This is a genomic window from Alsobacter sp. SYSU BS001988 (assembly GCF_054796215.1).
In genome coordinates, this window is the sequence record NZ_JBTAMK010000001.1 from 659,157 (window position 1) to 685,421 (window position 26,265).

Consider the following 26,265-nt stretch of genomic DNA (forward strand, 5'->3'; position numbering starts at 1 on the left):
CTCAGCGAAGCCCGGGCGACCAGCGTCGGAGCATCAGGGCGTTGAGCACCACGCTGACGCTGGAGAGCGCCATGGCCGCGCCGGCGAAGACGGGCGACAGCACGCCGAAAGCCGCCAGCGGGATGCCGACCACATTGTAGGCGAAAGCCCAGAACAGGCCGCGGCGAATGGTCCGCACCGTGCGGCGCGACAGGTCGATCGCAGCCCAGACCAGCCGCGGATCGCCGCGCATCAGCGTGATCCCGGCCGCCTCGACGGCCACGTCGGCCCCGCCGCCCATGGCGATCCCGACGTCGGCGGCCGCCAGGGCCGGCGCGTCGTTCACGCCGTCGCCCACCATGGCGACGATGCGGCCCGCGCCGCGGAACTCGGACACCGCCGCCGCCTTGCCGTCCGGCCGGACCTCGGCGACGACGTCGTTCACCCCCAGCAACCGGGCGATGCGCTCGGCCGCGCCGCGGCCGTCGCCGGTGATCATCACGGTCTTGAGGCCGGCGGCGGCCAGGGTCTCGATCGCCTCGCGCGAGGTGGGCTTCGGCTCGTCCGCGAAGGCGATCGCCCCCAGCGCGCGCCGGGCCTCGCCGTCGGCGAGCCAGGACACGCCCTGGCCGTCGCGGCCCAGCGCCTCGGCTCGTTCCCGCAGGGCGGAGACGTCGACGCCGTTCTGCTCCATGCAGGCGCGGTTGCCGAAGACCAGACGGCGGCCCTCGACCTCGCCCTCGACGCCGCCGACCAGAACCTTGAAGGACGCGGCCGCCGGCCCCGGCGCGCCGCCGCGGCCAAGCGCCATGGCGCGGATCGCCGCCGCGAGCGGATGGTCGCTGCCGGCCTCGAGCGCCGCCGCCAGCCGGACGACCTCGTCCTCGCTCAGGGTCCCGGCGGAAAGGACGGCCGTGATGGTCGGGGCGCCCGCGGTCAGCGTGCCCGTCTTGTCGAACATGACCACCGATGTCTGGGCGGCCCGCTCCAGCGACGCCGCGTCACGCACCAGGATCCCGTGCTTCGCCGCCACGCCCGTTCCGGCCAGGATGGCCGTGGGGGTGGCGAGGCCCAGCGCGCACGGGCAGGCGATGACCAGCACCGAGACGGCGCTGACGAGCGCCCGCTCCCAGTCGCCGGTCGCGAGCGCCCAGCCCAGCAGCGTGATCGCGGCGAGGACGATCACCACGGGAACGAACACGGCGCTGATCTGGTCGACGAGGCGCTGCACCGGAGCCTTGGAGGCCTGGGCGGTCTCCACCAGCCGGATGACCTTGGCGAGCGTGGTCTCGGCGCCGACGGCCGTCGTCTCGACCACCAGGCGTCCGTCGAGGTTGACGGAGCCGCCGATCACCGGATCGCCCGGCGAGCGCGTCACGGGCAGGCTCTCGCCCGTCACCATGGATTCGTCGACGCCGGCGGAGCCGTCGCGAACGCGCCCGTCCACCGGGATGCGCTCCCCGGCCCGGACCGCGACGGCGTCGCCGACCTTCACGAGGACGATCGGCTTCTCGACCTCCTCGCCCCCTTCCAGGACGCGGGCCGTGGCGGGCCTCAGCTGCGCCAGGGCGCGGATGGCGGACGCGGTCTCGGTGGTGGCGCGCTCCTCCAGCCACTTGCCGAGCAGCACGAAGGCCACCACCACGGCGGCGCTCTCGAAGTAGAGATGCGGCGCCATGCCGGCGTGGGCGGCGCCATGCCCGGCCGCGGCGCTCCGGACGAAGGCGCTCCACAGATACAGGCTGAGCCCATAGGCCGCCGTCACCCCGAGGGCGACCAGGAGGTCCATGGTGGCCGAGCCGGCGCGGATGGATTTCCAGGCGGACGCGTAGAACCGGCCGCCCAGCCCGAACACGACGACGCCCGCCAGCACGGCCTGAAGCCAGGGCGGGATCGGCGCGCCCCATCCGGCGAATTCCAGCGCCATCCCGACCAGGAAGGGCGCACAGAGCGCCAAGGCGAGAAGGGCGCGCCGCCGCGCCGCCTCGGCGCGCTGCAGCGAGCGCTGGCGCGCCTCTTCGGCGCCGCGCTCGTTCTCGATCGCGGCCGCCTCGTAGCCGGCGTCCTCGACGGCGGCGACGAGTTGGTTCGGCAGCGTCGCCCGCGCGGCGGCGTCCGCCTCGATGCGCGCCATCCGGGTGGCCAGGTTGACCTCGGCCTTGACGACGCCGGGGACGCTCGAGAGCGCCTTCTCGACCCGGGCCACGCAGGACGCGCAGGTCATCCCGTCGATGGCGATGTCGATGGGAAGCGCATGGGACATGAGGGCACCAGACAAGCCGCGGGGCGAAACGCCCGCCCCGCAAGCCCTTATAAGGGGTGTAGGCGAGCCCGCCACAAGTCGGAGCGGGCCCGCCGGGCGCGCGCGCAGCCTCCCCCAGCCCCGAGGCAGGCGCATTGCGGCGCGTCAAGCCGCGCGCCGGCGGCGCGGGGCGCGGCGCAGGACTGCGCGATGAGGGCTGGACAGCCCGGGCGCGGCGCGCTTCGCTCGCCGGAACGGCCAGACGCCGGCGACGCGCCCTCGCGCGGGGCGGGCAAGCCGGGAGCGCCTGTTTCGAGGGGACCAGCCATGCCGCGTTTCGCCGCCAATCTCTCGATGATGTTCACCGAATGGGAGTTCCTCGACCGGTTCGCCGCGGCGGCGGACGCCGGCTTCGCGGCGGTCGAGTTCCTGTTTCCCTACGAGCACCCGCCGGAGGCGATCGAGCAGCGCCTGCGCGAGAACGGCCTGACCCAGGCGCTGTTCAACCTGTGGCCGGGCGACTGGGCGAAGGGCGAGCGGGGCATCGCGGCGTTGCCGGGCCGCGAAGCCGAGTTCCGCGAGGGCCTCGACCGCGCCGCCGCCTATGTGGAGGCGACCGGCGTGCGGCGCGTCCATCTGATGAGCGGCATGGCGGACCCGGCCGATCCCGCCGCGCAGGCGTCGTTCAAAGCGGGCCTCGACCTGGCCTGCGAGACCATGGGCCCGCTCGGCGCCGACGTGCTGCTCGAGCCCATCAACGGGCGCGACATGCCGGGCTATTTCATGAACGACTTCGACCGCGCGGCGAAGATCGTGACGCAGTCCGGACATGCGAACCTGAAGCTTCAGTTCGACATGTACCACCGGCAGATCCTGCATGGGGACGTGACCATGGCGCTGCGCGCCATGCTGCCGATCGTGGCGCATGTCCAGGTGGCCAGCGTGCCCAGCCGGAACGAGCCGGACGGCGAGGAGCTGGCCTATCCGTTCCTGTTCGCGGAGCTGGACCGGCTGGCCTATGCGGGCTTCGTCGGCTGCGAGTACCGGCCGCGGGCCGGCACCGTCGAGGGCCTGGGCTGGTTCAACGGCTGGCGGCGCGGAGCCGGGGCCAAGTCCGCCTGACCGGGAGGCGAGCGCTCCATGCCGGAACCCACTCCTGCCGCCGGAGAGGCGCCGCGCCGCAAGGTGCTGTTCATCACCACCGACCAGCAGCGCGCCGACGCGCTGGCGCTGGCGGGCGATCTCGACATTGCGCCCAACCTGAAGGCGCTCGCCGCCGAGGGCGTGACGTTCCGCCGCCACTACACCTGCGCCGCGCCCTGCGGACCGGCGCGGGCGACGCTCCTCACCGGCCTCTATCCCTTCGTGCACCGCTCGGTGCGCAACGCCACGCCGCTGGACGCGCGCTTCACCAACCTGTTCCAGGAAGCCCGCAAGACCGGGTACGATCCGGTGCTGTTCGGCTACACGGATTCGTCCATCGACCCCAGGACCACCGCGCCGGGCGACCCGCGCGCCCGCAGCTTCGAGGGCGTGCTGCCCGGCCTGCGCCTCGAAGCAGCCCTGAACGAGGCCAGCCTCGAGCCCTGGCTCACGGACCTGGCCAAGCGCGGATACGAGATCCCCAAGCGCCTGCGCAACATCTACCATCATCCCGGCTCCACCCGGGAGATGAAGCGCTTTTCGCGGGGGCCGGCGCTCTACAGGGCCGACGATTCCGATACGGCCTGGCTCACCGACCGCCTGCTGGACTGGTGGCGCCTGCGCCGCAAGGAGGACTGGTTCGTCCACTTCGTCTGGTATCGGCCGCACCCGCCCTTCATCGCGCCCGAGCCCTACAACCGGCTCGTGCCGGCGGAGGCCGTGGCCCCGCCGCCCCTGCGCCGGGAGACGCTGGCGCAGGAGCGCGCCGTCCACCCGTTCCTGGACGCCTGGCTGCACGAGCAGGACACCGCCGACTACCTGAAGACGCAGGTCAACGCCCAGACCGCCGCGCCCGACGAGATCCAGGACATCCGCGCCGTCTATCTCGGACTCATCGCCGAGATCGACGCGCATCTGGGGCGGCTCGTCGCCCACCTGAAGGAGACGGGCGAGTGGGACGAAACGCTCGTGGTCTTCACCTCGGACCATGGCGAGTTGCTGGGCGACCACTGGTGCTGGGGCAAGGGCGGCTTCCACGACGCCTCCAACCACGTGCCCCTGATCGTGCGCGCCCCCGGCATGCCGGACGGCGTGAAAGGCCGCGTGGTGGACGCCTTCACCGAATCCGTCGACCTCGCGCCCACGATCCTCGACTGGCTCGGCCAGGAGATCCCGCCCGAGATGAACGGGCTCTCCCTCGCGCCATGGCTGAGCGGCGAGAGTCCCGCCTGGCGCGACTACGCGTTTTGGGAGTTCGACTTCCGCACGCTGGGCGGCGGCGGGCTGGAGGAGAAGCTCGGGCTCACGCCGGACCAGTGCACCCTGGACGTCATCCGGGAGGAGGACTGGAAATACGTGCACTTCACGGCGCTGCCGCCGCTGCTGTTCAACCTCGCCGAGGATCCGGGCGAGTTTTCGAACCTGGCGAACGATCCCGCCCATGCGGCGCAGCGCGCGCGGCTCGCCGGGCGGCTGCTGTCGCACAGGATGCTGCACGCCGACCGTACGCTCGCCAACACCAAGCTCGCCCATGCCGGGCCGCGCCGCTGGACGGGCGCGCGCGGATTCGCGCCCTCTGCCTAAAATGAAGGCAGCACAACCTGCCTAATCCTTTCGCTCCGGATTGATCTTTGCGGGTTCGCGGCCTCGGTCCGCCGAGGCGCGCCGCCGACGTCCTGCCCTCCGCGAGGCCGCCCGGCGGCCGCGGAGCGGGGCGGTCGGCCCCAATTTCCTGATTCGTTTCAGCTTATTCGGCCTCAGCCGCGCGGGCGCGCAGCGCCGCGTCGAGCTGGCACGCCGCTTGCGAACCTTGTTCACCGGTCACTGAACCGCATGAGAGGGGGGCTCGAACCCATGTCGCTTCGTATCAAGTCTTTCGTCACCGCCGCGGCCGTCGCCGCGAGCGTCTCGCTCGCCTCGATGGCGGCCCAGGCGCAGACCATCAAGGTCGGAATCCTGCATTCGCTTTCCGGCACCATGGCGATCAGCGAGACCACGCTGAAAGACGTCATGCTCATGCTCATCGACGAGCAGAACAAGAAGGGCGGCCTCCTCGGCAAGAAGCTCGAGGCCGTCGTGGTCGACCCGGCCTCCAACTGGCCGCTCTTCGCCGAGAAGGCCAAGGAGCTGCTGCTCAAGGACAAGGTCGCCGCGACGTTCGGCTGCTGGACCTCGGTGTCTCGCAAGTCCGTGCTGCCGGTGTTCGAGGAGAACAACGGCATCCTGTTCTACCCGGTGCAGTACGAGGGTGAAGAGTCCTCCAAGAACATCTTCTACACCGGCGCCGCCCCGAACCAGCAGGCGATCCCGGCCGTCGACTACCTGGCCGAGAACGAGAAGGTCCAGCGCTGGGTGCTGGCCGGCACCGACTACGTCTACCCGCGCACGACCAACAAGATCCTCGAGGCCTACCTGAAGTCCAAGGGCGTCAAGGCCGAGGACATCATGATCAACTACACGCCCTTCGGTCACTCCGACTGGCAGACCATCGTCGCCGATATCAAGAAGTTCGGCTCCGCCGGCAAGAAGACCGCCGTCGTCTCCACCATCAACGGCGACGCCAACGTTCCCTTCTACAAGGAGCTCGGCAACCAGGGCGTGAAGGCGACCGACATCCCGGTCGTGGCCTTCTCGGTGGGCGAGGAAGAGCTCGCCGGCATCGACACCAAGCCGCTTGTCGGCCATCTCGCCGCCTGGAACTACTTCCAGTCCGTCGACGTGCCGGTCAACAAGACCTTCATCGAGCAGTGGAAGGCCTACACCAAGAACCCGAAGCGCGTGACCAACGACCCGATGGAGGCTCACGTCATCGGCTTCAACATGTGGGTCAAGGCCGTCGAGAAGGCCGGCACCACCGACACCGCGGCCGTCATCGACGCGCTGGTCGGCGTCACCGTTCCGAACCTCTCGGGCGGCTACTCGGCCATGATGCCGAACCACCACATCACCAAGCCGGTCCTGATCGGCGAGATCAAGGCCGACGGCCAGTTCTCCATCGTGCAGCAGACCGCCCAGGTGGTCGGCGACGAGTGGTCGGACTACCTCGAAGGCTCCAAGGACCTGATCTCCGACTGGCGCGCCCCGATGTCTTGCGGAAACTTCAACGTGAAGACCGGCAAGTGCGGCGGCAAGACCACCAACTGATCCTCCCCCGCTCCGTCATCCCCGGCCGCCCTGCGGCGCGTCGGGGATGACGACGCCTCCCGGACCGCGGACCTGACGGCCCGCGGTTCCCGCTCCCCACCCCCGTCACCAAGGTCCACCCGATGCGGTTCGCGCGTCTTATCCTCGCCCTGCTCGGGCTGGCCCTGGCCACGCTTGCGCCGCTCCCGACGCGCGCGGCCGACCTCGACTCCGCCTTCGCGCGCATCGCCACCGAGAATTTCGCCGAGATCGAAGCCGCCGTCGCGGACTTGGCCGGCACCGGCGACGACAAGGCCGCCGCCGCCCTGCAGGCGCTCACCGACGGCGCCCTCGCCTATTCGCCCGCCGACAAGGCCGTCTTCATCAAGACGGCGAACGGCGCCTATATCGACGCCAGGACCGGCGCCGCCCCCGCCTCCCCGCCCTCCGGGCTCAAGACCGTGCGGGTCAACAACCGCGTCAGGCGCGCCATCGAGGCGGCGCTGGGATCGCTGACGCTGCTCAACCCCGACCCCGCCAAGCGCCTCTCCGCCGCCGAGGCGGTGTTCAAGTCCCGCGACGCCGCCGCGCTGCCGGCGCTCGACGCGGCGCTCGCCAAGGAGGCCGACCCCCGCGTGAAGCGCGCGCTAGGACAGGCCAGGGCCGCCGCGATCCTGTCCAAGGCGGACTCCAGCGACGCCGACAAGGTCGCCGCCATCGACGTCATGGCCGAACGCGGGGACCAGGACACGGTGTCCCTCCTGGCCGCGCTTCGCGCCAACGGCACGCCGATCGTCAAGGTGGCGGCCGAGACCGCGGCCGCCACGATCGAGCGGCGGATCGCGCTGCTCTCTTCGGTCCAGAACGTCTGGTACGGCCTCTCGCTCGGCTCGGTGCTGCTGCTCGCCGCGATCGGCCTCGCCATCACGTTCGGCGTGATGGGCATCATCAACATGGCCCATGGCGAGATGGTGATGCTGGGCGCCTACACCACCTTCGTGGTGCAGGAGGCGCTGCGCACCAAGTTCCCCGGCCTGTTCGACTGGTCGCTGGCGATCGCGCTGCCCCTCGCCTTCCTGGTGTCGGGCGCGGTCGGCATCGTCATCGAGCGCGGGATCATCCGCTTCCTCTATGGCCGCCCGCTGGAGACTCTGCTGGCCACCTGGGGGGTGAGCCTCATCCTGCAGCAGACGGTCCGGTCCATCTTCGGCGCCAACAACCGCGAGGTCGGCGCGCCGGGCTTCATGTCGGGCGCGTTCGACTTCCATGGGCTGACCATCACCTATGGCCGGCTCTGGATCGTGGTGTTCGGCCTCGCCGTCTTCGCCGCCCTGCTCTTCGTCCTCAAGGCCACGTCCTTTGGGCTGAAGATGCGCGCGGTGACGCAGAACCGCCGCATGGCGTCCTGCATGGGCATCCGCACTCCCTGGGTCGACTCGCTCACCTTTGCGCTCGGCTCCGGCATCGCCGGCGTCGCCGGGGTGGCGCTCTCGCAGATCGACAACGTCTCGCCCAATCTCGGCCAGAGCTACATCGTCGACAGCTTCATGGTGGTGGTGTTCGGCGGCGTCGGAAATCTGTGGGGCACGCTGGTGGCGGCCATGACGCTGGGGATCGCCAACAAGTTCCTGGAGCCCTTCGCGGGCGCGGTGCTGGGCAAGATCCTGCTGCTGATCTTCATCATCCTGTTCATCCAGAAGCGTCCGCGCGGCCTGTTCGCGCTCAAGGGTCGGGCCGTCGAAGCATGATCGCCTCCAAGCTCCTCACCGACCTGGACGTGCGCGGCCGCGTCTTCCTGCTGGTCCTGGCGGCCGCCGCGATCCTGGTGCCGGCGCTGAATCTCGCCGTGCCGGCCAGCTCCGCCTTCCATGTGCCGACCTATGCGGTGTCGCTGCTCGGGAAATACCTCTGCTACGCCCTGATGGCCGTCGCGCTCGACCTGGTGTGGGGCTATTGCGGCATCCTCTCGCTGGGCCACGGGGCCTTCTTCGCCCTCGGCGGCTACGCGATGGGCATGTATCTGATGCGCCAGATCGGGACCCGCGGCGTCTACGCCAACCCGATCCTGCCGGACTTCATGGTCTTCCTGAACATGAAGGAGCTTCCGGTCACCTGGTACGGCTTTCAGCACTTTCCCTACGCCATGCTGATGGTGCTGGTGGTCCCCGGCCTGCTGGCCTTCGTGTTCGGCTGGTTCGCCTTCCGCTCGCGCGTCACGGGCGTCTACCTGTCGATCATCACGCAGGCGATGACCTATGCGCTGCTGCTGGCCTTCTTCCGCAACGACATGGGATTTGGCGGCAATAACGGCCTGACCGACTTCAAGGACATCCTGGGCTTCAACATCCAGGCGCAGAGCACCCGCGTGGGGCTGTTCGTCGTCTCCGTCGCGGCTCTGGCGTTGGGCTACCTGGTGTCGCGCGCGCTCGTCACGTCCGCCTACGGCAAGGTGCTGATCGCGATCCGCGACGCGGAGAGCCGCGCCCGCTTCATGGGCTACCGGGTGGAGCGCTACAAGCTGCTCGCCTTCACGGTGTCGGCCTGCATGGCGGGCGTCGCCGGCGCGCTGTACGTGCCGCAGGTCGGCATCATCAACCCGTCCGAGTTCGCGGCCGCCAACTCCATCGAGGCCGTGATCTGGGTGGCGGTCGGCGGGCGCGGCACGCTGGTCGGCGCGGCGCTGGGCGCCGTGCTGGTGAACTGGGCCAAGACCTGGCTGACCGGCGCCTTTCCGGAAATCTGGCTCTTTGGCCTCGGCGCGCTCTTCGTCGTCGTCACCCTGTTCCTGCCCAAGGGCATCGTCGGCACGATGACGTCCTGGAGCAAGGGCCGCGCGGAGGCGCGCTCGACCAAGGCGCTGGCCTCAGAGCAAGGCGTCGATCCCGGCCCGCAGCCGGCCGGGGCGGAGTGATCCCATGTCGTCCGTCACCAACCCCGAACTCACCCAGTCCATCCTGTATCTGGACGGCGTCAGCGTCTCGTTCGACGGCTTCCGAGCGCTGAACAACCTCTCCATGGTGATCGCCCATGGCGAGATGCGCGCCATCATCGGCCCCAACGGGGCCGGCAAGACCACCATGATGGACTGCATCACCGGCAAGACGCGTCCGGATTCCGGCGACGTGCTGTTCGACGGCAAGGTCGACCTCACGACCCTGGACGAGGCCACCATCGCGGAGTTGGGGATCGGGCGGAAATTCCAGAAGCCCACCGTGTTCGAGAGCCACACGGTCGACGACAACATCCTGCTGGCCATGAAGGGCCCGCGCACGGCCGCCTCGTCGCTGTTCGGCTGGCGCAACCGCGTCACCGCCGGAGAGCGCGACCAGGTGCTGGAGACGATCGGCCTCAAGGATCACCGCCACCGCCTCGCGGCGGACCTGTCGCACGGCCAGAAGCAGTGGCTGGAGATCGGCATGCTGCTGGCGCAAGACCCCAAGCTGCTGCTGGTGGACGAACCCGTCGCCGGCATGACCGACCACGAGACAGAGCAGACCGCCGAATTGCTGGCCACCATCGCCCGCGACCACGCCGTGGTGGTCGTCGAGCACGACATGGCCTTCGTGCGGGCGCTGGGCTGCAAGGTGACGTGCCTGCACGAGGGATCCGTGCTGGCCGAAGGGGCCATCGACGCGGTGTCGACGAACGACCGCGTGGTCGAAGTGTATCTGGGACGCTGACATGCTCTCCATCGAGGCGATCGACCTCTATTACGGCGCGGCTCAGGCCCTGCGCGGCGTCTCCCTGGAGGCGCAGCCCGGGCAGGTCACGGCCGTGCTGGGCCGCAACGGGGTCGGCAAGTCGTCCCTGCTGCGGGCCATCACGGGCGTGCAGCCCATCAAGCGCGGGCGCATCGCCTGGAACGGGGCCGACCTCGCCGGCCTCGCCCCCTATGACCGGGCGCGGCGCGGCATCGCCTATGTGCCGCAGGGGCGCGAGATCTTCCCGCTGCTCAGCGTGAAGGAGAACCTGGAGACCGGTTTCGCCCCGCTGCCGCGCGCCCAGCGCTTCGTCCCGGACGAGATCTTCGATCTCTTCCCGGTGCTGAAGGACATGCTCAACCGCCGGGGCGGAGACCTCTCGGGCGGCCAGCAGCAGCAGCTCGCCATCGGCCGCGCGCTGGTGACCCGGCCGGCGCTGCTGGTGCTGGACGAGCCGACCGAGGGCATCCAGCCCTCCATCATCAAGGACATCGGCCGGGCCATCGACTATCTTCGCCAGAAAGGCGACATGGCGATCCTCCTCGTCGAGCAGTATTTCGAATGGGCGCGCGACCTCTGCGACACGTTCGCGGTGATGGACCGCGGCCAGATCGTGCTCGCCGGCGCCCGCGCCGACATGGTCGAGACCGATGTGCGCCGCCATCTCTCGGTGTGAGGCGGACGCCATGAACGACGCTGCTTGGCTGGCGCCTGCGTCATCCCAGCCGCAATGGCGGTGCGCCGTCCCTCCCCTCGAGGGGAGGGGGGACCGCCGCAGGCGGTGGGTGGGGCGGCGGCCGCAGGGATGCGCCGGCTTCGACGTCGCAGCGTTTCGCCTGCCGAAGGCCCCACCCGTCCGGCGCTTCGCGCCGTCCACCCTCCCCTGCAGGGAAGGGATGATCGCGGCGGAGCGCGGCGCCTGATGCTGCGCGACCCCCATCCCGATATCGGCGCTCCCGTCGCCGCCCTTCCAGCCTACGTCCGGGCCTCCGGCGTCATCACGGCGCGGTTCGCCCCGACCGGGCGCGGCACGCGGGCCATGGCGCTGCGCGAGGCGGGCGGCTATCGGCTCAAATTCCCCAAGGCGGCGGCCTGCGAAGCCGTGCTGATCAACACCGGCGGCGGCATGACGGGCGGCGACCGCCTGGACGTCTCCCTTGCGCTGGACACCGGCGCGGAGGCGGTGCTGACCACCCAGTCGGCCGAGAAGGTCTATCGGTCGGACGGCGCCGCGGCCGAGATCGCGGTCGCGATCGATCTGGCCGAGGGCGCGCGCCTGTCCTGGCTGCCGCAGGAGTCCATCCTGTTTTCGGGCTCGCGCCTGCGCCGCCGGCTGAAGGTCGCCATGGCGGCGGACGCCAGCCTTACGCTGGCCGAGACCGTGGTGTTCGGCCGCGTCGCCTCGGGCGAGACGCTCGGCGAGGGGCTCTTCGAAGACCGCTGGGAGATCCGGCGCGGCGGGCGCCTCGTCTTCGCCGAAGCGGTGCGGCTGGACGGCTCTCTGGCGCACATGCTCGCCCGGCCGGCGCTGGGCGGCGGCGCGCGGGCGGTTGCAACCGTGCTGCACCTCGCGCCTGACGCGGAAAGCCGCATCGAAGAGGCCCGCGCGGCGCTGGAGGGCGCAAAGTCCGATTGCGGCGCGAGCGCCTGGAACGGCATGCTGTGCCTGCGTTTCGCGGCCGAGTCGCCGGCCGTGCTGCGGGCCGACATGGCCGCCTTCCTGTCCGGATTCCGATCCGGCCCGCTGCCGCGGGTCTGGCAATGCTGAGCGAGATCGTCCGATGAACCTCTCCCCGCGCGAGAAGGACAAGCTGCTGATCGCCATGGCGGCCAACGTCGCCCGCCGGCGCCTCGAGCGCGGCGTGAAGCTGAACCACCCTGAAGCCATCGCGCTGATCACCGACTTCGTGGTGGAAGGCGCCCGCGACGGCCGCTCCGTCGCCGACCTCATGGAGGCCGGCGCCCACGTCATCACGGCCGACCAGGTGATGGACGGCATCGCCGAGATGATCCACGACGTGCAGGTGGAGGCCACCTTCCCGGACGGCACCAAGCTCGTCACCGTGCACAACCCCATCCGCGGCGCATCGGGCGCCAACATCCCCGGCGAGGTCACGACGCTCGACGGCGACGTGATCATGAACGAGGGCCGCAAGACGGTGGCGCTGGCCGTGGCCAACACGGGCGACCGGCCCATCCAGGTGGGCAGCCACTACCACTTCTTCGAGACGAACCCGGCCCTCTCCTTCGACCGGGCCCGCGCCCGCGGCATGCGGCTCGACATCCCGGCCGGGACGGCCGTGCGCTTCGAGCCCGGCCAGACCCGCGAGGTCCGGCTGGTGGCGCTGGCGGGCGCCCGCGAGGTCTACGGGTTCCGCCAGGACGTGATGGGCAAGCTCTGAACGGGAGAGACGACATGGCCACCAAACTCTCCCGCGCCGCCTATGCGGACATGTTCGGGCCCACCACGGGCGACAAGGTGCGGCTCGCCGACACGTCGCTGGTGATCGAGGTCGAGAAGGACTTCACCGTCTATGGCGAGGAGGTGAAGTTCGGCGGCGGCAAGGTCATCCGCGACGGCATGGGCCAGTCGCAGATCACCAACGCGGCCGGGGCGGTGGACACGGTCATCACCAACGCGCTGATCCTGGATCACTGGGGGATCGTGAAGGCCGACGTCGGCCTCAAGGAGGGCCGCATCGCCGGCATCGGCAAGGCCGGCAACCCGGACATCCAGCCGGGCGTCACCATCGTGATCGGGCCGGGGACCGACATCATCGCCGGCGAGGGCAAGATCCTCACGGCCGGCGGCTTCGACAGCCACATCCACTTCATCTGCCCGCAGCAGATCGAGCACGCGCTGATGTCGGGCGTCACCACCATGCTGGGCGGCGGCACGGGGCCGTCGGCGGGCACGAACGCCACCACCTGCACGCCGGGGCCGTGGCACATCGCCCGCATGATCCAGAGCTTCGACGCGTTCCCGGTCAATCTCGGCATCTCCGGAAAGGGCAACGCGTCCCGGCCCGAGGGGCTGGTCGAGATGGTCAAGGCCGGCGCCTGCGCGCTGAAGCTGCACGAGGACTGGGGCACCACGCCCGCCGCCATCGACAACTGCCTCAACGTGGCGGACGACCACGACGTGCAGGTGATGATCCACACCGACACGCTGAACGAGTCGGGCTTCGTCGAGGACACGGTGGCGGCCTTCAAGGGCCGCACGATTCACGCATTCCACACCGAAGGCGCGGGCGGCGGGCATGCGCCGGACATCATCAAGGTGGCGGGGCTGAAGAACGTGCTCCCCTCCTCCACCAATCCGACGCGGCCCTTCACGGTGAACACGCTCGACGAGCATCTCGACATGCTGATGGTGTGCCACCACCTCGACTCGTCGATCCCCGAGGACCTCGCCTTCGCGGAAAGCCGCATCCGGCGCGAGACCATCGCGGCCGAGGACATCCTGCACGACCTCGGCGCGCTCTCGATGATGTCGTCCGACAGCCAGGCTATGGGCCGGCTCGGCGAAGTCGTCACCCGCACCTGGCAGACCGCCGACAAGATGAAGAAGCAGCGCGGCTCGCTGAAGGGCGACGGCTCGGGCAATGACAACTTCCGGGCCAAGCGCTACATCGCCAAATACACCATCAACCCCGCCATCGCGCATGGCGTCTCCAAGCACATCGGCTCGGTCGAGGTCGGCAAGCTGGCCGACCTCGTGCTGTGGTCGCCGGCGTTCTTCGGCGTGAAGCCCGATGTCGTGATCAAGGGCGGCTCCATCGCGGCCGCCCCGATGGGCGACCCGAACGCCTCCATCCCGACGCCGCAGCCGGTGCACTACCGGCCGATGTTCGGGGCCTTCGGCAAGGCGCTGACGGCCTCCTCGGTGGTGTTCGTCTCCCAGGCCGCCATGCAGGACGGCCTGCGCGAGAAGCTCGGCGTCGCCAAGGAGTTCGTGCCGGTCGAGAACGTGCGCGGCGGCATCTCCAAGGCGTCCATGATCCACAACGACGCCACGCCCGACATCCAGGTCGACCCCGAGACCTATGCTGTGACGGCGGACGGCGAGCTGCTGGTCTGCGAGCCCGCCACGGAGCTCCCGATGGCTCAGCGCTACTTCCTGTTCTGAGCCTCCCGGGCCGCCGGCGAGCCTTGACCGGCGCGCATCGCCGCCCTGCGTTGCCGCATCCGTGCTAGCCGGCTCGCTCCCGCCCGCATAAGCCTGGGACGCTGGGGCGGCGCCGCGAAGGCCGCCCGCGTCGGGGACGGGATGGCTCAGGAGATTCGACGCGCGACCGCCGTGCTGGCGGTCACGCAGGTCATCGGCTGGGGATCGACCTTCTATCTGCCCGGCGTGATCAGCCGGACGATGGCGACCGACATCGGGGTCTCGCCCGAATTCATCTTCGGCGGCGTGACCATCATGCTGGTGGTCTCCGGCCTGATCTCGCCGGCGCTCGGCCGTCTGCTCGACCGGCATGGCGCGGCGCCGTTCCTGACCCTGGGCTCGCTGCTGACCGGCGTGTCGATCGGGCTCCTGGCGCTCGTCGCCGGCCCGGTGAGCTACGCCCTCGTCTGGCTGGCGCTCGGATTCTCGACGACGCTGGCCCTCACCCTGCCGTCCTTCACGGCCATCGCGCAGCTCGCCGGCCACAACGCCCGCCAGAGCATGATCGTCCTCATGCTGATCACCGGCCTCGCGTCCTCGATCGCGTGGCCCATCACGGTCTGGCTGGAGGCGCTGATGGGCTGGCGCTGGATGTGCGTCCTCTACGCCGCCGTCAATGTGCTGGTCTGCGCGCCGCTGCATGGCTGGGTCCTGCCGCGCCGCAGGGCGATGGGGGGCGGCGCAGGATCCGGGACCGCCGCCCCGCCGGTGGTGAAGCCCAGCGGGTTCCGGCCCGTCGTACTCGCCATGATGGCGGCCTTCGCGTGCTCGGGCTTCGTGTCCTGGGGCCTGTCCCTGCACATCGTGGAGCTGTTGCGCGACGTCGGCATGTCGCCCAGCCTCGCCCTCACGCTGGGCTCCGCCATGGGGGCCCTGCAGGTCTTGGCGCGGCTGGTCGAATTCATGCTCGGCCGGCGGGTCTCCCCGATCGGCTCGGCGGTGTTCGCCGCGGTGGTGATGACCCTCTCCTTCGCGCTCATCGGAGCCACGAAGGGCTCGGCGGCGGGCGCGACGGCCTTCATCCTGATCTACAGCGTCGGCTCCGGCCTGCTCGGCGTCACGCGCGTGGCGCTGCCGCTCTGGGTGTTCGGATCGGCGATCTACGGGTCCTATCTGGGCAAGATCGCGCCGGTGCAGAACTTCTCCTTCGCGGTCGCCCCGCTGGTGTTCTCGATCGTGACGGAGCGCTTCGGCGTCAGCGCCGGGATCCTGATGGCCGGCGTGCTCGCCGCGCTGGCGGCGGTCGCGCTGGCGGTGATCGGCCTCATCATCCGGCGCCATCGGGCGGATGCCTAAGCGCGCCGCGCGTGCTAGGACCACGACAGTCGCCATCGGAGTTGGATCCATGCTTCGCGCCACCGCCGTCGTCCGCAAGCCCGCCGTGAAGGCCGACCGCGTCGTCGATGCGGTGACGCTGGACCACGAGGGCCGGCATCGGCGCCGCGTCGCCCTGACGGGCGAGAAGGGCCTCGCTTTCCTGCTCGACCTCGACAAGGCCACCGTGCTGAACGACGGCGACGCGCTGCGGCTGGAGGACGGGAGCCTCGTCCGCGTCCAGGCGGCCGCCCAGCGCCTCATCGAGATCCGCGCCGCCACCCCGAAGCGCCTGATGCGCATCGCCTGGCATATCGGCAACCGGCACACCCCCGCCGAGATCGGCGAAGACGCCCTCTGGATCGAGGACGACCACGTGCTGGTCGAGATGGTGCGCGGCCTCGGCGCCGAGGCGACCGCGGTGGAGCGGCCGTTCCAGCCCGAGCGGGGCGCCTACGAGGCGGCCGCCGCGGCGCACGCGCATGCGCACGGCTCGCACGCGCATGACCACCACGAGCATGAGGGGCATGGCCACGACCACGGCGCGGCGGCCCACGCCCATGCGCACGCCGAGAGCCACGCGTCCGCGTCGGCTCACGCCCATGCGCACGACCATGGGCCGGGATGCGGGTGCGGCCATGACCACGCGCACGACCACGCGCACGACCACTCTCACCGCCATGCGCATGACGGCGGCCCGGCCCGCAAGCCCCCGCGTGGCTGAGTCCGGCCTGCTGCCGCTGCTGGTCTGGCTGTCGCCGGCCTTTCCGGTCGGCGCCTTCGCCTATTCGCACGGCCTCGAATGGGCCGTGGAGACCGGGCAGGTTTCGGACGCCGCGAGCGCGCAGGCCTGGATCGCCGATCTCCTCGACGCCGGATCGGGCCGAAACGACGCCGTCCTGCTGGCGGCCGCCCATCGGGCCGCGTCCGCCGGCGACATGGGGGCGCTGGGCGCCGTCGCGGAGCTCGCCCTCGCCCTGCAGCCCTCCCGGGAGCGGCGCCTGGAGGCGGCCGCGCAGGGCAACGCCTTCATGATCGCCGTCCGGTCCGCCTGGCCCTGCGCGGCCGTCGACAGCTTCGCCGCGGCGTGGAACGACGACGTGGCCTATCCGGTCGCCCTCGGGGTGGCGGCTGCGGGCCATGGCGCTCCGCTGGGCGCCGTGCTCGAGGCCGCCCTGCTGGCCTTCGTGGGCAACGTCGTGTCCGCCGTCGTGCGCCTCGGCCCGATCGGGCAGACGGACGGCCAGAAGATCATCGCCGCCATGCTGCCGCATGTGCGCGCGGCGGCCGCCTTCGCGGCGGCGTCCAGCCTGGACGACGTCGGCGGTGCGGCGTACCGGTCGGACATCGCGTCCCTGCGGCACGAGACCCAGTATTCGCGGCTGTTCCGCTCCTGAGCCCGGCCCGCCCGGCTCGGCTTGGCACGGGACGTGGATGGCCGCGCCTCACAACCGCCGGGTCCCGGCCCGGCCCCACGCGTCCGGAGATGCAGATGACACCCACCTCCCATGGCCCCCTGCGCGTCGGCATCGGCGGGCCGGTCGGATCGGGCAAGACGGCGCTCATGGAGGCGCTCTGCAAGCGCTTTCGCGACGTCTACGATCTCTGCGCCATCACCAACGACATCTACACCAAGGAGGACGCCCGCCTCCTGATCGTGGCGGGAGCGCTCCCGGAGGAGCGCATCATGGGGGTCGAGACGGGAGGATGTCCGCACACCGCGATCCGGGAGGACTGCTCGCTGAACCTCGCCGCCATCGAACAGATGCGCCGGCGCTTTCCGAATCTGGACCTGATCCTCATCGAGTCGGGCGGCGACAACCTCGCCGCGACCTTCTCGCCCGAGCTCGCCGACATCACCGTCTACGTCATCGACGTGTCGGGCGGCGAGAAGATCCCCCGCAAGGGCGGCCCCGGCATCACGCGCTCGGACCTGCTGGTCATCAACAAGATCGACCTCGCTCCCTTCGTGGGCGCGGACCTCGCCGTCATGGACCGGGATTCCAAGCTGATGCGCCGGGATCGCCCCTATGCCTTCACCAATGTCCGTTCGGGCGAGGGCGTGGACGTCGTCGCCGAATTCATCGAGACCGCCGGCGGGCTGAAAGCCTAGCTCCGGCCCACCGCTTGCATCCCGCCCAGAAACGAATGCGCCCGCAGCCCTGCCTGGAGAACCTGATGTCGCCGATCCGTCTCGCCCCCCTCCTCGTCCTGGCCCTCGTCTCGCCGGCGCTGGCGCATACCGGCGCGCAGCCGCATGTCCACGGGCTGGCGGCGGGATTGTGGCACCCCGTCTCGGGGCTGGACCATCTCCTCGCCATGGCGGCGGTGGGCGTCTGGGCCGGCCTCGTCGGCGGCGCCGCGCGCTGGGCCTGGCCGCTGTCCTTCCTGGGCGCCATGGCGCTCGCGGCGGCGGCGTCCGCGTCAGGCCATGCGCCGCCCTGGACGGAGGCGGGCGTCGCCCTCTCGGTCGCGGTGCTGGGCGTCGCGGTCGCCTGGGGCGTCCGGGCGCCGGTCGCGGTCGGCGCTGCGCTCTGCGCGGCCCTGGCGGTGGCTCACGGCCAGGCGCATGGCGCCGAAACGCCTACGGATGCGGCAGGACTTGCCTTCGGTTTAGGCTTCATCGTCTCCACGGCCCTGCTGCACGCGGCGGGGATCGGCCTCGCGGCGTTGATGGTCCGGACGGCGCCCCTCGCGGGCCGCGCCATCGGCCTCGGGGTCGCCGCAGCCGGGGCGGCGCTGCTGGTCGGCTGAAGCAAGGCTTTCGTCCGTTTGGGGCCAGTCCGGGCCGCCGCGGCCGTTATGTTGCGTTGCAGGATGGCGCGCCTCGCGGTAGGTCGTGCCCGACCACGCGGCCGGAACCCTGAACGCCATGACCTCCGAGTCCCCCGTCCCCGCAGCCGCCGAGGCGCCCGACGCCTTCGTGCTGAAGCTCTCGTGCCCCAACCGGCCCGGCATCGTGGCCGCCGTCTCGACGCTGCTGTTCGAGGCGGGCTGCAACATCCTGGACGCGCAGCAATTCGACGACGTCGAGACCGGCCGCTTCTTCATGCGGGTCGTGTTCAACGCCGTCTCGGCCCGGCCCCAGGCGGCGGAGCTGCGGGCCGCGTTCCAGCCGGTAGGCGAGCGCTTCGGGATGGACTGGACGGTCCGGGCGCGCAATGAGCCCCGCAAGGTCATGCTGCTCGTCTCCAAGTTCGACCATTGCCTCGTCGACCTGCTCTACCGCTGGCGCAATGGCGAGTTGAACATGGACATCGCCGCGATCGTGTCCAACCATCCGCGCGAGACCTATGGGCGCCTCGATTTCGGCGACGCCCCGTTCCACTGCCTGCCCGTCACGCGGCAGACCAAGATGGAGCAGGAGGCGCAGCTCTGGGAGCTGGTGAAGAGCACCGGGACCGAGGTCGTCGTGCTCGCGCGCTACATGCAGGTCCTGTCGGACGGGCTGGCCGCCAAGCTGACGGGCCGCTGCATCAACATCCACCACTCGTTCCTGCCGGGCTTCAAGGGCGCGAAGCCCTATCACCAGGCGCATGAGCGCGGCGTGAAGCTGATCGGCGCGACGGCCCATTACGTCACGTCGGACCTCGACGAGGGTCCGATCATCGAGCAGGACGTGGAGCGCATCACCCATCGCGACACGCCGGAGGACCTGGTCCGCAAGGGCCGGGACATCGAGCGCCGCGTGCTGGCGCGGGCGCTGGCCGACCACCTCGACGACCGCGTGATCCTCAACGGCCGCAAGACGGTCGTGTTCACCGGCTGAGCGGGCTCACGGCGCCTTCTGGCACTCGACCGGCAGCACCGACGCCTTGGCGAAGGCGGCGATCCGCCCGGCCGTGAGCGGCTCCGCCGCCCCCGTGGGCGCGGCGGGAATCGCCTCGCCCAGGAAGCGCGCCACAGCGGCGGCGCTCACCATCGGCCAGCTCGTCTGGGGCGCCACGCCGGCGACGAGGCGCGGCTCGGGCGCGCTTCCGGCCACGAGGCCGACCACCTTGCCCTGGCGGTCGAACGCGGGGCTTCCCCCGGCGCCCTTTTGCAGCCCAGCGAACACTCTGAGCGTGGAGGCGTCGACCACCCGCGCCTGCGCCGGCATGACGAAGAGCTGCGGGTCGGGCGAGCCCGAATAGCCGAGGGCGACCAGCGAGGCGGCGTCCTCCGGCGGCGCGGCCGCGAGCGCCGCAGAGGCGGGCCGCAATCCCGGAACCTCGAGCAGCGCGAGGCCGGCGGCCTTGTCCTCCTTGACGACGCGGGCGGGCTTGCGGGCGACGCTCAGCGCCTGGCAGCCCTCCAGGCGCGCCGCGGTGACGAGGCGGCCAGTTCCCACCGCCACGGCGGATCCGGCCAGCGCAGGCGCGGCGACGGCCAGCGGACCCGCGGGCGCCGCAGCCTGCGGCGAGGCGGGCTGGGACGGAACGCCGGCCGTCGCCGGGGCGAGCGGCCTGGCGGGGGCCGCGGGGAAGGGCTCGAAGCTGTTGGCCACGGCGATGACGAGGCGGTCGAATTCGGGGCCGCCCGCGACCGGGTAGGTGAAGGTGAAGCCGCGCAGCCCCCCGGACCCGCTGGACACCCTTGTGTAGGTCTTGCGGCCGTCGAGATCCGCCGCGGTGACGAACCAGTCCGGCCGCAGCGCCTTGTAGGTCGTCCTGCGCCCAGGCCCGTCCGCCTTGTAGCGATCATAGAGGGCGGGGAGATCCGCCTCGCCGCCGGGCAGGCTGAAGGTCTCCAGCAGCATCGCGCCGTCGGCCGAGAGATAGCGCGTTCCGCCCTGGACCGGTTGCGACCTCTCGAGCCAGCGCTGCGGCACGCCGATGCGGACCCCGCTGCGGGGGTCGACGAGCCGGACGAAGCGCGCCGCTTGCCGCGCCCTGTCCGCGGCGGCCAGCAATTCGGCCCGGTCCCGGGCCTGCAGGACGCCGTCCGGCGCGGCCTTCTGGCGCTTCTGGAACGCGACGATGGCCCGGTAGGTCATCGGCCCGAACCCTCCCGCGCCCGCGCCGGAGAAATCGCCCGTCCAGATCAGGGCCTCCTGAATGGCCTTGCGATCCGCCTCGGGGAGCGGGTCGAAGGCGGCCTTCGCGGCCTCGTAGGCTGGATCCGGCCTGGCGGACGGCGCTGGCGCCGCCGGCGGGGTCTGGGCCGGCGCCGGCGTCCAGGGCGCGAGAACCGCGGCCAGAGCCAGGACCGCCGCGGGACCGGCGAAAAAGCGGGGACGATGCGGCATGCGACGAGGCTCCGGCGCGGCGGCTCCCGCCGCTACAATTCGTGATTGTATGTTGTTCCACATATTACGCACGCGTGGCGAGATGCTAGGCTGTAGCGCCACCGTCCGGAGAGAGCCCATGCGCGTCGTCATGCTTCACCTGGCCCGTGTGCTGGCCTTCTCCCTGGCGCTCTCGACCGTTGGGGCGGCCTGGGCCCAGAGCGCCAAGAGCTTCATCCGGGATGACCTGGCCAGCGAAGCGGTCCGGCTCGAGGAGCAGATCCGCAAGGACGGCGCCGCCGCCGCGCAAGGCAAGCAACCGGACCAGCTCCGGCGCGAGGCCGCAACCCTGCTGGGCCGGGGCGACGCCCGCCGCGCGCTCGGATTGCTCACGCAGGCGCTGGCGCTCGATCCGCGGGACGCGGCGTCGTGGCTGGCCTACGCCCGGGCGACGCTCGCGACCGACCCGAAGGACGCCAGCGAAAGGTGGCGCCTGACCGAGCGGGCGACCGCGTCGGCCTACATGGCCTATCAGCGCGCCGCCGCGCGGCCCGACGAAGCCGCGGCCCTCGCGGCGCTGGGCGAAGCCTATGGCGCGCGCGAGAGCTGGCGTTCCGCGCTCGACGCCTACCGGACCAGCCTGCAGATCGCCGACAACGCGAAGGTCCGGCCCGTCTATGAAGCCATGCGCGAGAAATACGGCTTCCGGATCCTGGACTACAAGGTGGACAGCGACTCGTCGGCGCCGCGCGTCTGCTTCCAGTTCTCCGAAGCGCTGGCGCGCGGGAAGGTCGACTTCACGCCCTTCGTGGCGGTGTCGGGCAGCGCCAACGCGGCCGTGACGGCGGACGGCCGGCAGCTTTGCGTCGACGGGCTGAAGCATGGCGAGCGCTACGCCGTCGTGCTGCGCCAGGGCCTGCCCTCCTCGGTGGAGGAGACGCTGCTGAAGTCGGCCGACTACGAGATCTATGTGCGGGACCGGTCGCCGCAGGTGCGCTTCACCGGCAAGAACTACGTCCTGCCGCGCGTCGGACAGGAAGGCGTGCCGGTCGTCTCGGTGAACACGTCCAAGGTGGCGGTCGCGATCTCCCGCATCGGAGACCGCAGCCTGCTGCCGACCGTCCGCTCCGAGGACTTTCTGTCGCAGATCGGCGGGACGCGGGCCAAACAGATCGCCGACGAGGAGGGCGTCAAGATCTGGAGCGGCACGCTCGACACCGCCATGGAGCTGAACCGCGACGTGGTCACGGCCTTCCCGGTCGCGGAGGCGGTCGGCAAGCTCGAGCCCGGCGTCTATGTGATGACGGCCAGGCCCGCAGGGGAGCGATCGGACTCCAACGACCAGGACGACTACGCGCTGCGCGCCACGCAGTGGTTCGTGGTGTCGGACCTCGGCCTGACCGCCTTCTCGGGCGAGGACGGGGTGCACGTGCTGGTGCGTTCGCTGGCCAGCGCCGAACCGCTCGGCGGGGTGGAGCTGCGCCTGGTGGCGCGCAACAACGAGATCCTGGCGACCCGGCCCACCGACGCATTCGGCCATGTCGCCTTCGACCCTGGCCTCGCGCGCGGCCAGGGCGGCCTGGCGCCGAGCCTGGTGGTCGCCACCGACTCCAAGGGCGACTACGGGTTCCTGGATCTCGGCCAGGCGGCCTTCGACCTCACCGACCGCGGCGTGAAGGGCCGCGTCGCCCCCAGGGCGCTCGACGCGATGCTGTACACCGAGCGCGGCGTCTACCGCTCGGGCGAGACCGTCAACGTCACCGCCCTGCTGCGCGACCTGAAGGGCGTCGCCATGCCGGGGCTGCCGCTCACGCTGGTGGCCAAGCGGCCGGACGGCGTCGAGTACAAGCGCGCCGTGGTCGAGGACCAGGGGCTGGGCGGGCGAGCCTTCTCGCTGCCCCTGCTCCCGGGCGCGGCGCGGGGATCCTGGCGGGTCCAGGCCTTTGCGGACCCCAAGGCGCCGGCGCTGGGCGAGGTCTCCTTCCTGGTGGAGGACTACGTCCCCGAGCGGATCGAGCTCGACCTGAAGCCGCGCCAGCCCAGCCTGCGCTCGGGCGAGCCGGCGCAGATCGACGTGGCGGCCCGCTATCTCTACGGCGCGCCCGGAGCCGAGCTGGACGTCACCGGCGAATACAGCATCCAGCCGCTGGAAGGGCCGGCGCTGCCGGGCCTCGACGGTTATGTGGTGGGCCTGCAGGACGAACCCTTCGAGAACGTCTCGGGCGAGATCGAGGACAAGGCCGTCACCGACGCGCGGGGGCGCGCCGCCGTGACGGTGGCGCTTCCCGACGTCGCCGCGCCGCGGCCCGTGCAGGCGCGGATCACCCTGCGGGTCGGCGAGACGGGCGGACGCGCGGTGGAGCGGTCCGTCACGCTGCCGATCCGCCCGAAGGGGCCGGTCCCGGCCGTCAAGAAGCTGTTCGGCGACCTCGCCGAGGGCGCGGCGGCGACCTTCGACGTCGTCATGGCCGGCCCGGACGGCCAGAGGCTGGCCCGCAAGGGCCTGCAATGGACCCTGCAGAAGGTCGAGCGCCGCTACCAGTGGTTCAACCAGGAGGGCCGCTGGAACTACGAGGCGGTCAAGTCCGCCCGCCGCATCGCGGACGGAGCCATCGACGTGGCGGCCGACCAGCCGGCGCGGCTCAGCATCCCGGTGCAGTGGGGCAGCTACCGGCTCGACCTGCGCGGCGGGGGCGAAGGCGGCGACACCAGCGTGACCTTCACGGTCGGGTGGTCGGGGGACGCCACCGCGGACACGCCCGACATGCTGGAGGTCTCGCTGGACAAGCCGGCCTACCGGGCGGGCGAGACCATGCGGCTCAAGCTGGCGCCGCGCTTCGCCGGCAAGGCCACGGTGGCGGTCGTCAGCGACAGCGTGCGCGAGCTGACCGTGGTCGACGTGAAGGCCGGCGAGAACGCCGTGGACGTCCCCGTGAAGGCGGACTGGGGCGCCGGGGCCTATGTGGTGGCCCTCGCGCACCGGCCGCTGGACGTCGCGGCCAAGCGCCTGCCCGGGCGCGCTCTGGGGGTGGCCTGGTTCGCCGTGGACCGGGACGCGCGCAGCATCGGGGTGTCGCTCGGCGCGCCCGAGAAGATGCGGCCCCGCCAGAAGCTGGAGCTGCCGATCAGGCTGGCAGGGCTGTCGGCCGGGGAGGAGGCCTATGTGACGGTCGCGGCCGTCGACGTCGGCATCCTCAACCTGACGCGCTACGAGGCGCCGCGGCCGTTCGACTTCTTCTTCGGCCAGCGCCAGATGGGGACCGAGATCCGGGACCTCTACGGGTTCCTGATCGACGGGATGCAGGGCGTCCGGGGCGCCATCCGGTCGGGCGGCGACAGCGCGGCCCTGTCGGGCGACGCCAGCCCGCCCACCCAGGAGCCGGTGTCGCGCTACTCGGGCGTGGTCAGGGTCGGGCCGGACGGCGAGGCGAAGGTGTCCTTCGACATCCCGGGGTTCAACGGGTCCGTCCGGGTGATGGCGGCGGCCTGGGCCAAGGGGCGGGTCGGGAGCGCCACCGCCGACGTGATCGTGCGCGATCCCGTGGTGGTCGCGGGCACGCTGCCGCGCTTCCTCAATCTCGGCGACCAGTCGCGCTTCTTCATGCAAATCGACAATGTGGAAGGGCCGGCCGGAGACTACACGATCGACCTCGACATCCGAGGTCCGCTGGCGATCCCGGCGGCGGCGACGCGCTCCGTGGTCAAGCTGGAGGCGAATGGCCGGACCAGCGTCGTGATCCCGGTCACGGCCACGGGCGTCGGCCCGGCGGGCGTCGACCTGCGGCTCACCGGGCCGGGGCTCGACGCCACGCAGAGCTTCGCCATCCGGGTTCAGCCCGGCGCCGGCGCGGTCTACAGGCGCATCGTCCGGCCGCTGCCCCCCGGAACGAGCCTCACGGTGTCGAACGACCTCGTGGCCGACTTCGTGCCCGGCACGGCGTCGGTCTCGCTGGCGGTCTCGCCGGCGGGGGCGATCGACGTCCCGGCGCTGCTGCAGGCCCTCGACCGCTATCCCTATGGCTGCTCCGAGCAGGTCGTCAGCCGGGCGATGCCGCTGCTCTATGTCAACAAGCTCGCCCGGGCCGAGGCCCTGGCCCTCGACGACAGGACCGACGACCGCATCCGCGACGCCATCGACCGCGTGCTGTCCCGCCAGGACGCCAACGGGGCGTTCGGCCTGTGGTCGGTCGGCGGATCCGAGGACGCCTGGCTCGACGCCTATGTGACGGACTTCCTCACCCGGGCGCGCGAGCGCGGATTCGCGGTGCCCCAGAAAGCCCTCGACATCGCGCTGGACCGGCTGCGCAACACGGTCGCCAACGCCTCCGAGGTGGAGCAGGGCAAGGGCCAGGAGCTCGCCTATGCGATCTATGTGCTGGCCCGCAACGGCCGGCCTGTGATGGGCGATCTTCGCTACCTCGCCGACACGAAGCTCAACGCCTTCGGGTCGCCGCTGGCGCGCGCCCAGGTGGCGGCCGCGCTGGCGCTGCTCGGCGACCGGGGACGCGCCCAGTCGGCCTTCACGTCGGCCGTCGACGCCATCCGGGGCCTCAGGGACGACCGGCTGTCGCGGCCGGACTACGGCACGCGGCTGCGCGACGGGGCCGGGATCCTGGCCCTCGCCGCCGAGGCGAGCCAGGGGCGCGACCTGCTGCAGCGCGCGAGCGCGGTGGTGGACGAGGCGCGCAGCGCCACGACCCATACGAGCACGCAGGAGAACGCCTGGATGGTGCTGGCGGCCGAGGGCCTCGCCAAGGACGCCGAAACGCTGCGCCTGACCGTGGACGGCGCGCCGCGCCCGGGCGCCCTGTTCCGCAATTGGAAAGGCGAGGCGCTCGAGGGGCGTCCCGTGACGGTGGCCAATGCGGGGCAGGTTCCGTCCCAGGCCGTGATCACGCTGTCGGGCGCGCCCTCCACGCCGGAGCCGGCCGCCAGCCAGGGCTACACGGTGGAGCGCAGCTACTACAAGCTCGACGGGACCAAGGTGGAGCCCGCCACGCTGCGGCAGAACGACAGGCTGGTGGTGGTGCTGAAGGTGACCGAGCCGGAGGCGAAATACGCCCGCCTCCTGCTGGTCGACATGCTGCCGGCCGGCCTGGAGATCGACAATCCGAAGCTCGTCGACGGCGACGCCCTGCAGGGCCTCTCCTGGCTGAAGCGGGACGTCGAGCCCGCAGCCTCCGAATACAGGGACGACCGCTTCGCGGCGGCGATCGACCGGTCGCCGGACCAGCTCGCGGTGTTCAGCCTCGCCTATATGGCACGGGCCGTCTCGCCCGGGCGCTTCGTGCATCCGCCCGCCACCGTCGAGGACATGTACCGCCCGGATCGTTTCGGCCGGACGGCCCATGGCTCCCTCGAGGTGACGGCGGCCCGGTGAGGAGCCGCG

Annotated in this window: 19 protein-coding genes; 17 read left to right on the forward strand and 2 right to left on the reverse strand. The window is 71.3% G+C overall.

Features of this window, described 5'->3' with window-relative positions; translation table 11 throughout:
• Window position 1: 1 nt before the first annotated feature.
• On the reverse strand, window positions 2-2,242 hold the full coding sequence (locus ACYVO7_RS02830; protein WP_460448319.1) for a heavy metal translocating P-type ATPase: 2,241 nt from the start codon (window positions 2,240-2,242) through the stop codon (window positions 2-4).
• 306 nt (window positions 2,243-2,548) lie between these two features.
• Here ACYVO7_RS02830 and otnI point away from each other — a divergent pair, with 306 nt between their 5' ends.
• From otnI to purU, 16 genes are all read left to right on the forward strand, one after another.
• Window positions 2,549-3,343: a 2-oxo-tetronate isomerase gene (gene otnI, locus ACYVO7_RS02835; RefSeq protein WP_460448320.1), complete on the forward strand. Its 795-nt coding sequence runs from the start codon at window positions 2,549-2,551 to the stop codon at window positions 3,341-3,343.
• A gap of 18 nt (window positions 3,344-3,361) precedes the next feature.
• A complete protein-coding gene (locus ACYVO7_RS02840) occupies window positions 3,362-4,948 on the forward strand; it encodes an alkaline phosphatase family protein (protein WP_460448321.1) in 1,587 nt (528 codons plus the stop codon).
• 270 nt (window positions 4,949-5,218) lie between these two features.
• The gene (gene urtA, locus ACYVO7_RS02845) at window positions 5,219-6,508 is read left to right on the forward strand and encodes an urea ABC transporter substrate-binding protein (RefSeq protein WP_460448322.1); all 1,290 of its coding nucleotides are present in this window, start codon (window positions 5,219-5,221) and stop codon (window positions 6,506-6,508) included.
• A gap of 122 nt (window positions 6,509-6,630) precedes the next feature.
• Complete coding sequence (urtB, locus tag ACYVO7_RS02850) at window positions 6,631-8,235, forward strand: urea ABC transporter permease subunit UrtB (protein ID WP_460448323.1); 1,605 nt, start codon at window positions 6,631-6,633, stop codon at window positions 8,233-8,235.
• A complete protein-coding gene (gene urtC, locus ACYVO7_RS02855) occupies window positions 8,232-9,398 on the forward strand; it encodes an urea ABC transporter permease subunit UrtC (RefSeq protein WP_460448324.1) in 1,167 nt (388 codons plus the stop codon). The genes urtB and urtC overlap by 4 nt, the downstream gene beginning before the upstream one ends.
• A gap of 4 nt (window positions 9,399-9,402) precedes the next feature.
• Entirely contained in the window at window positions 9,403-10,167 is a 765-nt protein-coding gene (gene urtD, locus ACYVO7_RS02860; protein ID WP_460448325.1) for an urea ABC transporter ATP-binding protein UrtD, read from the forward strand.
• 1 nt (window position 10,168) lies between these two features.
• The gene (urtE, locus tag ACYVO7_RS02865) at window positions 10,169-10,864 is read left to right on the forward strand and encodes an urea ABC transporter ATP-binding subunit UrtE (RefSeq protein ID WP_406855952.1); all 696 of its coding nucleotides are present in this window, start codon (window positions 10,169-10,171) and stop codon (window positions 10,862-10,864) included.
• 246 nt (window positions 10,865-11,110) lie between these two features.
• Entirely contained in the window at window positions 11,111-11,956 is an 846-nt protein-coding gene (locus ACYVO7_RS02870; RefSeq protein ID WP_460448326.1) for an urease accessory protein UreD, read from the forward strand.
• A gap of 13 nt (window positions 11,957-11,969) precedes the next feature.
• Entirely contained in the window at window positions 11,970-12,590 is a 621-nt protein-coding gene (locus ACYVO7_RS02875) for an urease subunit gamma (protein WP_460448327.1), read from the forward strand.
• Window positions 12,591-12,604: 14 nt separating this feature from the next.
• On the forward strand, window positions 12,605-14,317 hold the full coding sequence (gene ureC / locus ACYVO7_RS02880) for an urease subunit alpha (protein ID WP_460448328.1): 1,713 nt from the start codon (window positions 12,605-12,607) through the stop codon (window positions 14,315-14,317).
• Between the two features lie 141 nt (window positions 14,318-14,458).
• Entirely contained in the window at window positions 14,459-15,652 is a 1,194-nt protein-coding gene (locus ACYVO7_RS02885) for an MFS transporter (protein ID WP_460448329.1), read from the forward strand.
• Between the two features lie 49 nt (window positions 15,653-15,701).
• Window positions 15,702-16,394 (forward strand): urease accessory protein UreE, encoded by a 693-nt coding sequence (locus ACYVO7_RS02890; RefSeq protein WP_460448330.1) that lies wholly within the window; start codon window positions 15,702-15,704, stop codon window positions 16,392-16,394.
• Entirely contained in the window at window positions 16,309-17,067 is a 759-nt protein-coding gene (locus tag ACYVO7_RS02895) for an urease accessory protein UreF (RefSeq protein ID WP_460448331.1), read from the forward strand. The genes ACYVO7_RS02890 and ACYVO7_RS02895 overlap by 86 nt, the downstream gene beginning before the upstream one ends.
• A 95-nt stretch (window positions 17,068-17,162) precedes the next feature.
• A complete protein-coding gene (gene ureG / locus ACYVO7_RS02900) occupies window positions 17,163-17,783 on the forward strand; it encodes an urease accessory protein UreG (RefSeq protein ID WP_460448332.1) in 621 nt (206 codons plus the stop codon).
• A 65-nt stretch (window positions 17,784-17,848) separates the two neighbouring features.
• Window positions 17,849-18,424: a HupE/UreJ family protein gene (locus ACYVO7_RS02905; protein ID WP_460448333.1), complete on the forward strand. Its 576-nt coding sequence runs from the start codon at window positions 17,849-17,851 to the stop codon at window positions 18,422-18,424.
• Between the two features lie 118 nt (window positions 18,425-18,542).
• Complete coding sequence (purU, locus tag ACYVO7_RS02910; protein ID WP_460448334.1) at window positions 18,543-19,439, forward strand: formyltetrahydrofolate deformylase; 897 nt, start codon at window positions 18,543-18,545, stop codon at window positions 19,437-19,439.
• 6 nt (window positions 19,440-19,445) lie between these two features.
• Here the strand turns inward: purU and ACYVO7_RS02915 are convergent, their stop codons facing one another.
• Entirely contained in the window at window positions 19,446-20,897 is a 1,452-nt protein-coding gene (locus ACYVO7_RS02915; protein ID WP_460448335.1) for a trypsin-like peptidase domain-containing protein, read from the reverse strand.
• Between the two features lie 130 nt (window positions 20,898-21,027).
• Here ACYVO7_RS02915 and ACYVO7_RS02920 point away from each other — a divergent pair, with 130 nt between their 5' ends.
• A complete protein-coding gene (locus ACYVO7_RS02920) occupies window positions 21,028-26,256 on the forward strand; it encodes an alpha-2-macroglobulin family protein (protein WP_460448547.1) in 5,229 nt (1,742 codons plus the stop codon).
• Window positions 26,257-26,265: the final 9 nt, after the last annotated feature.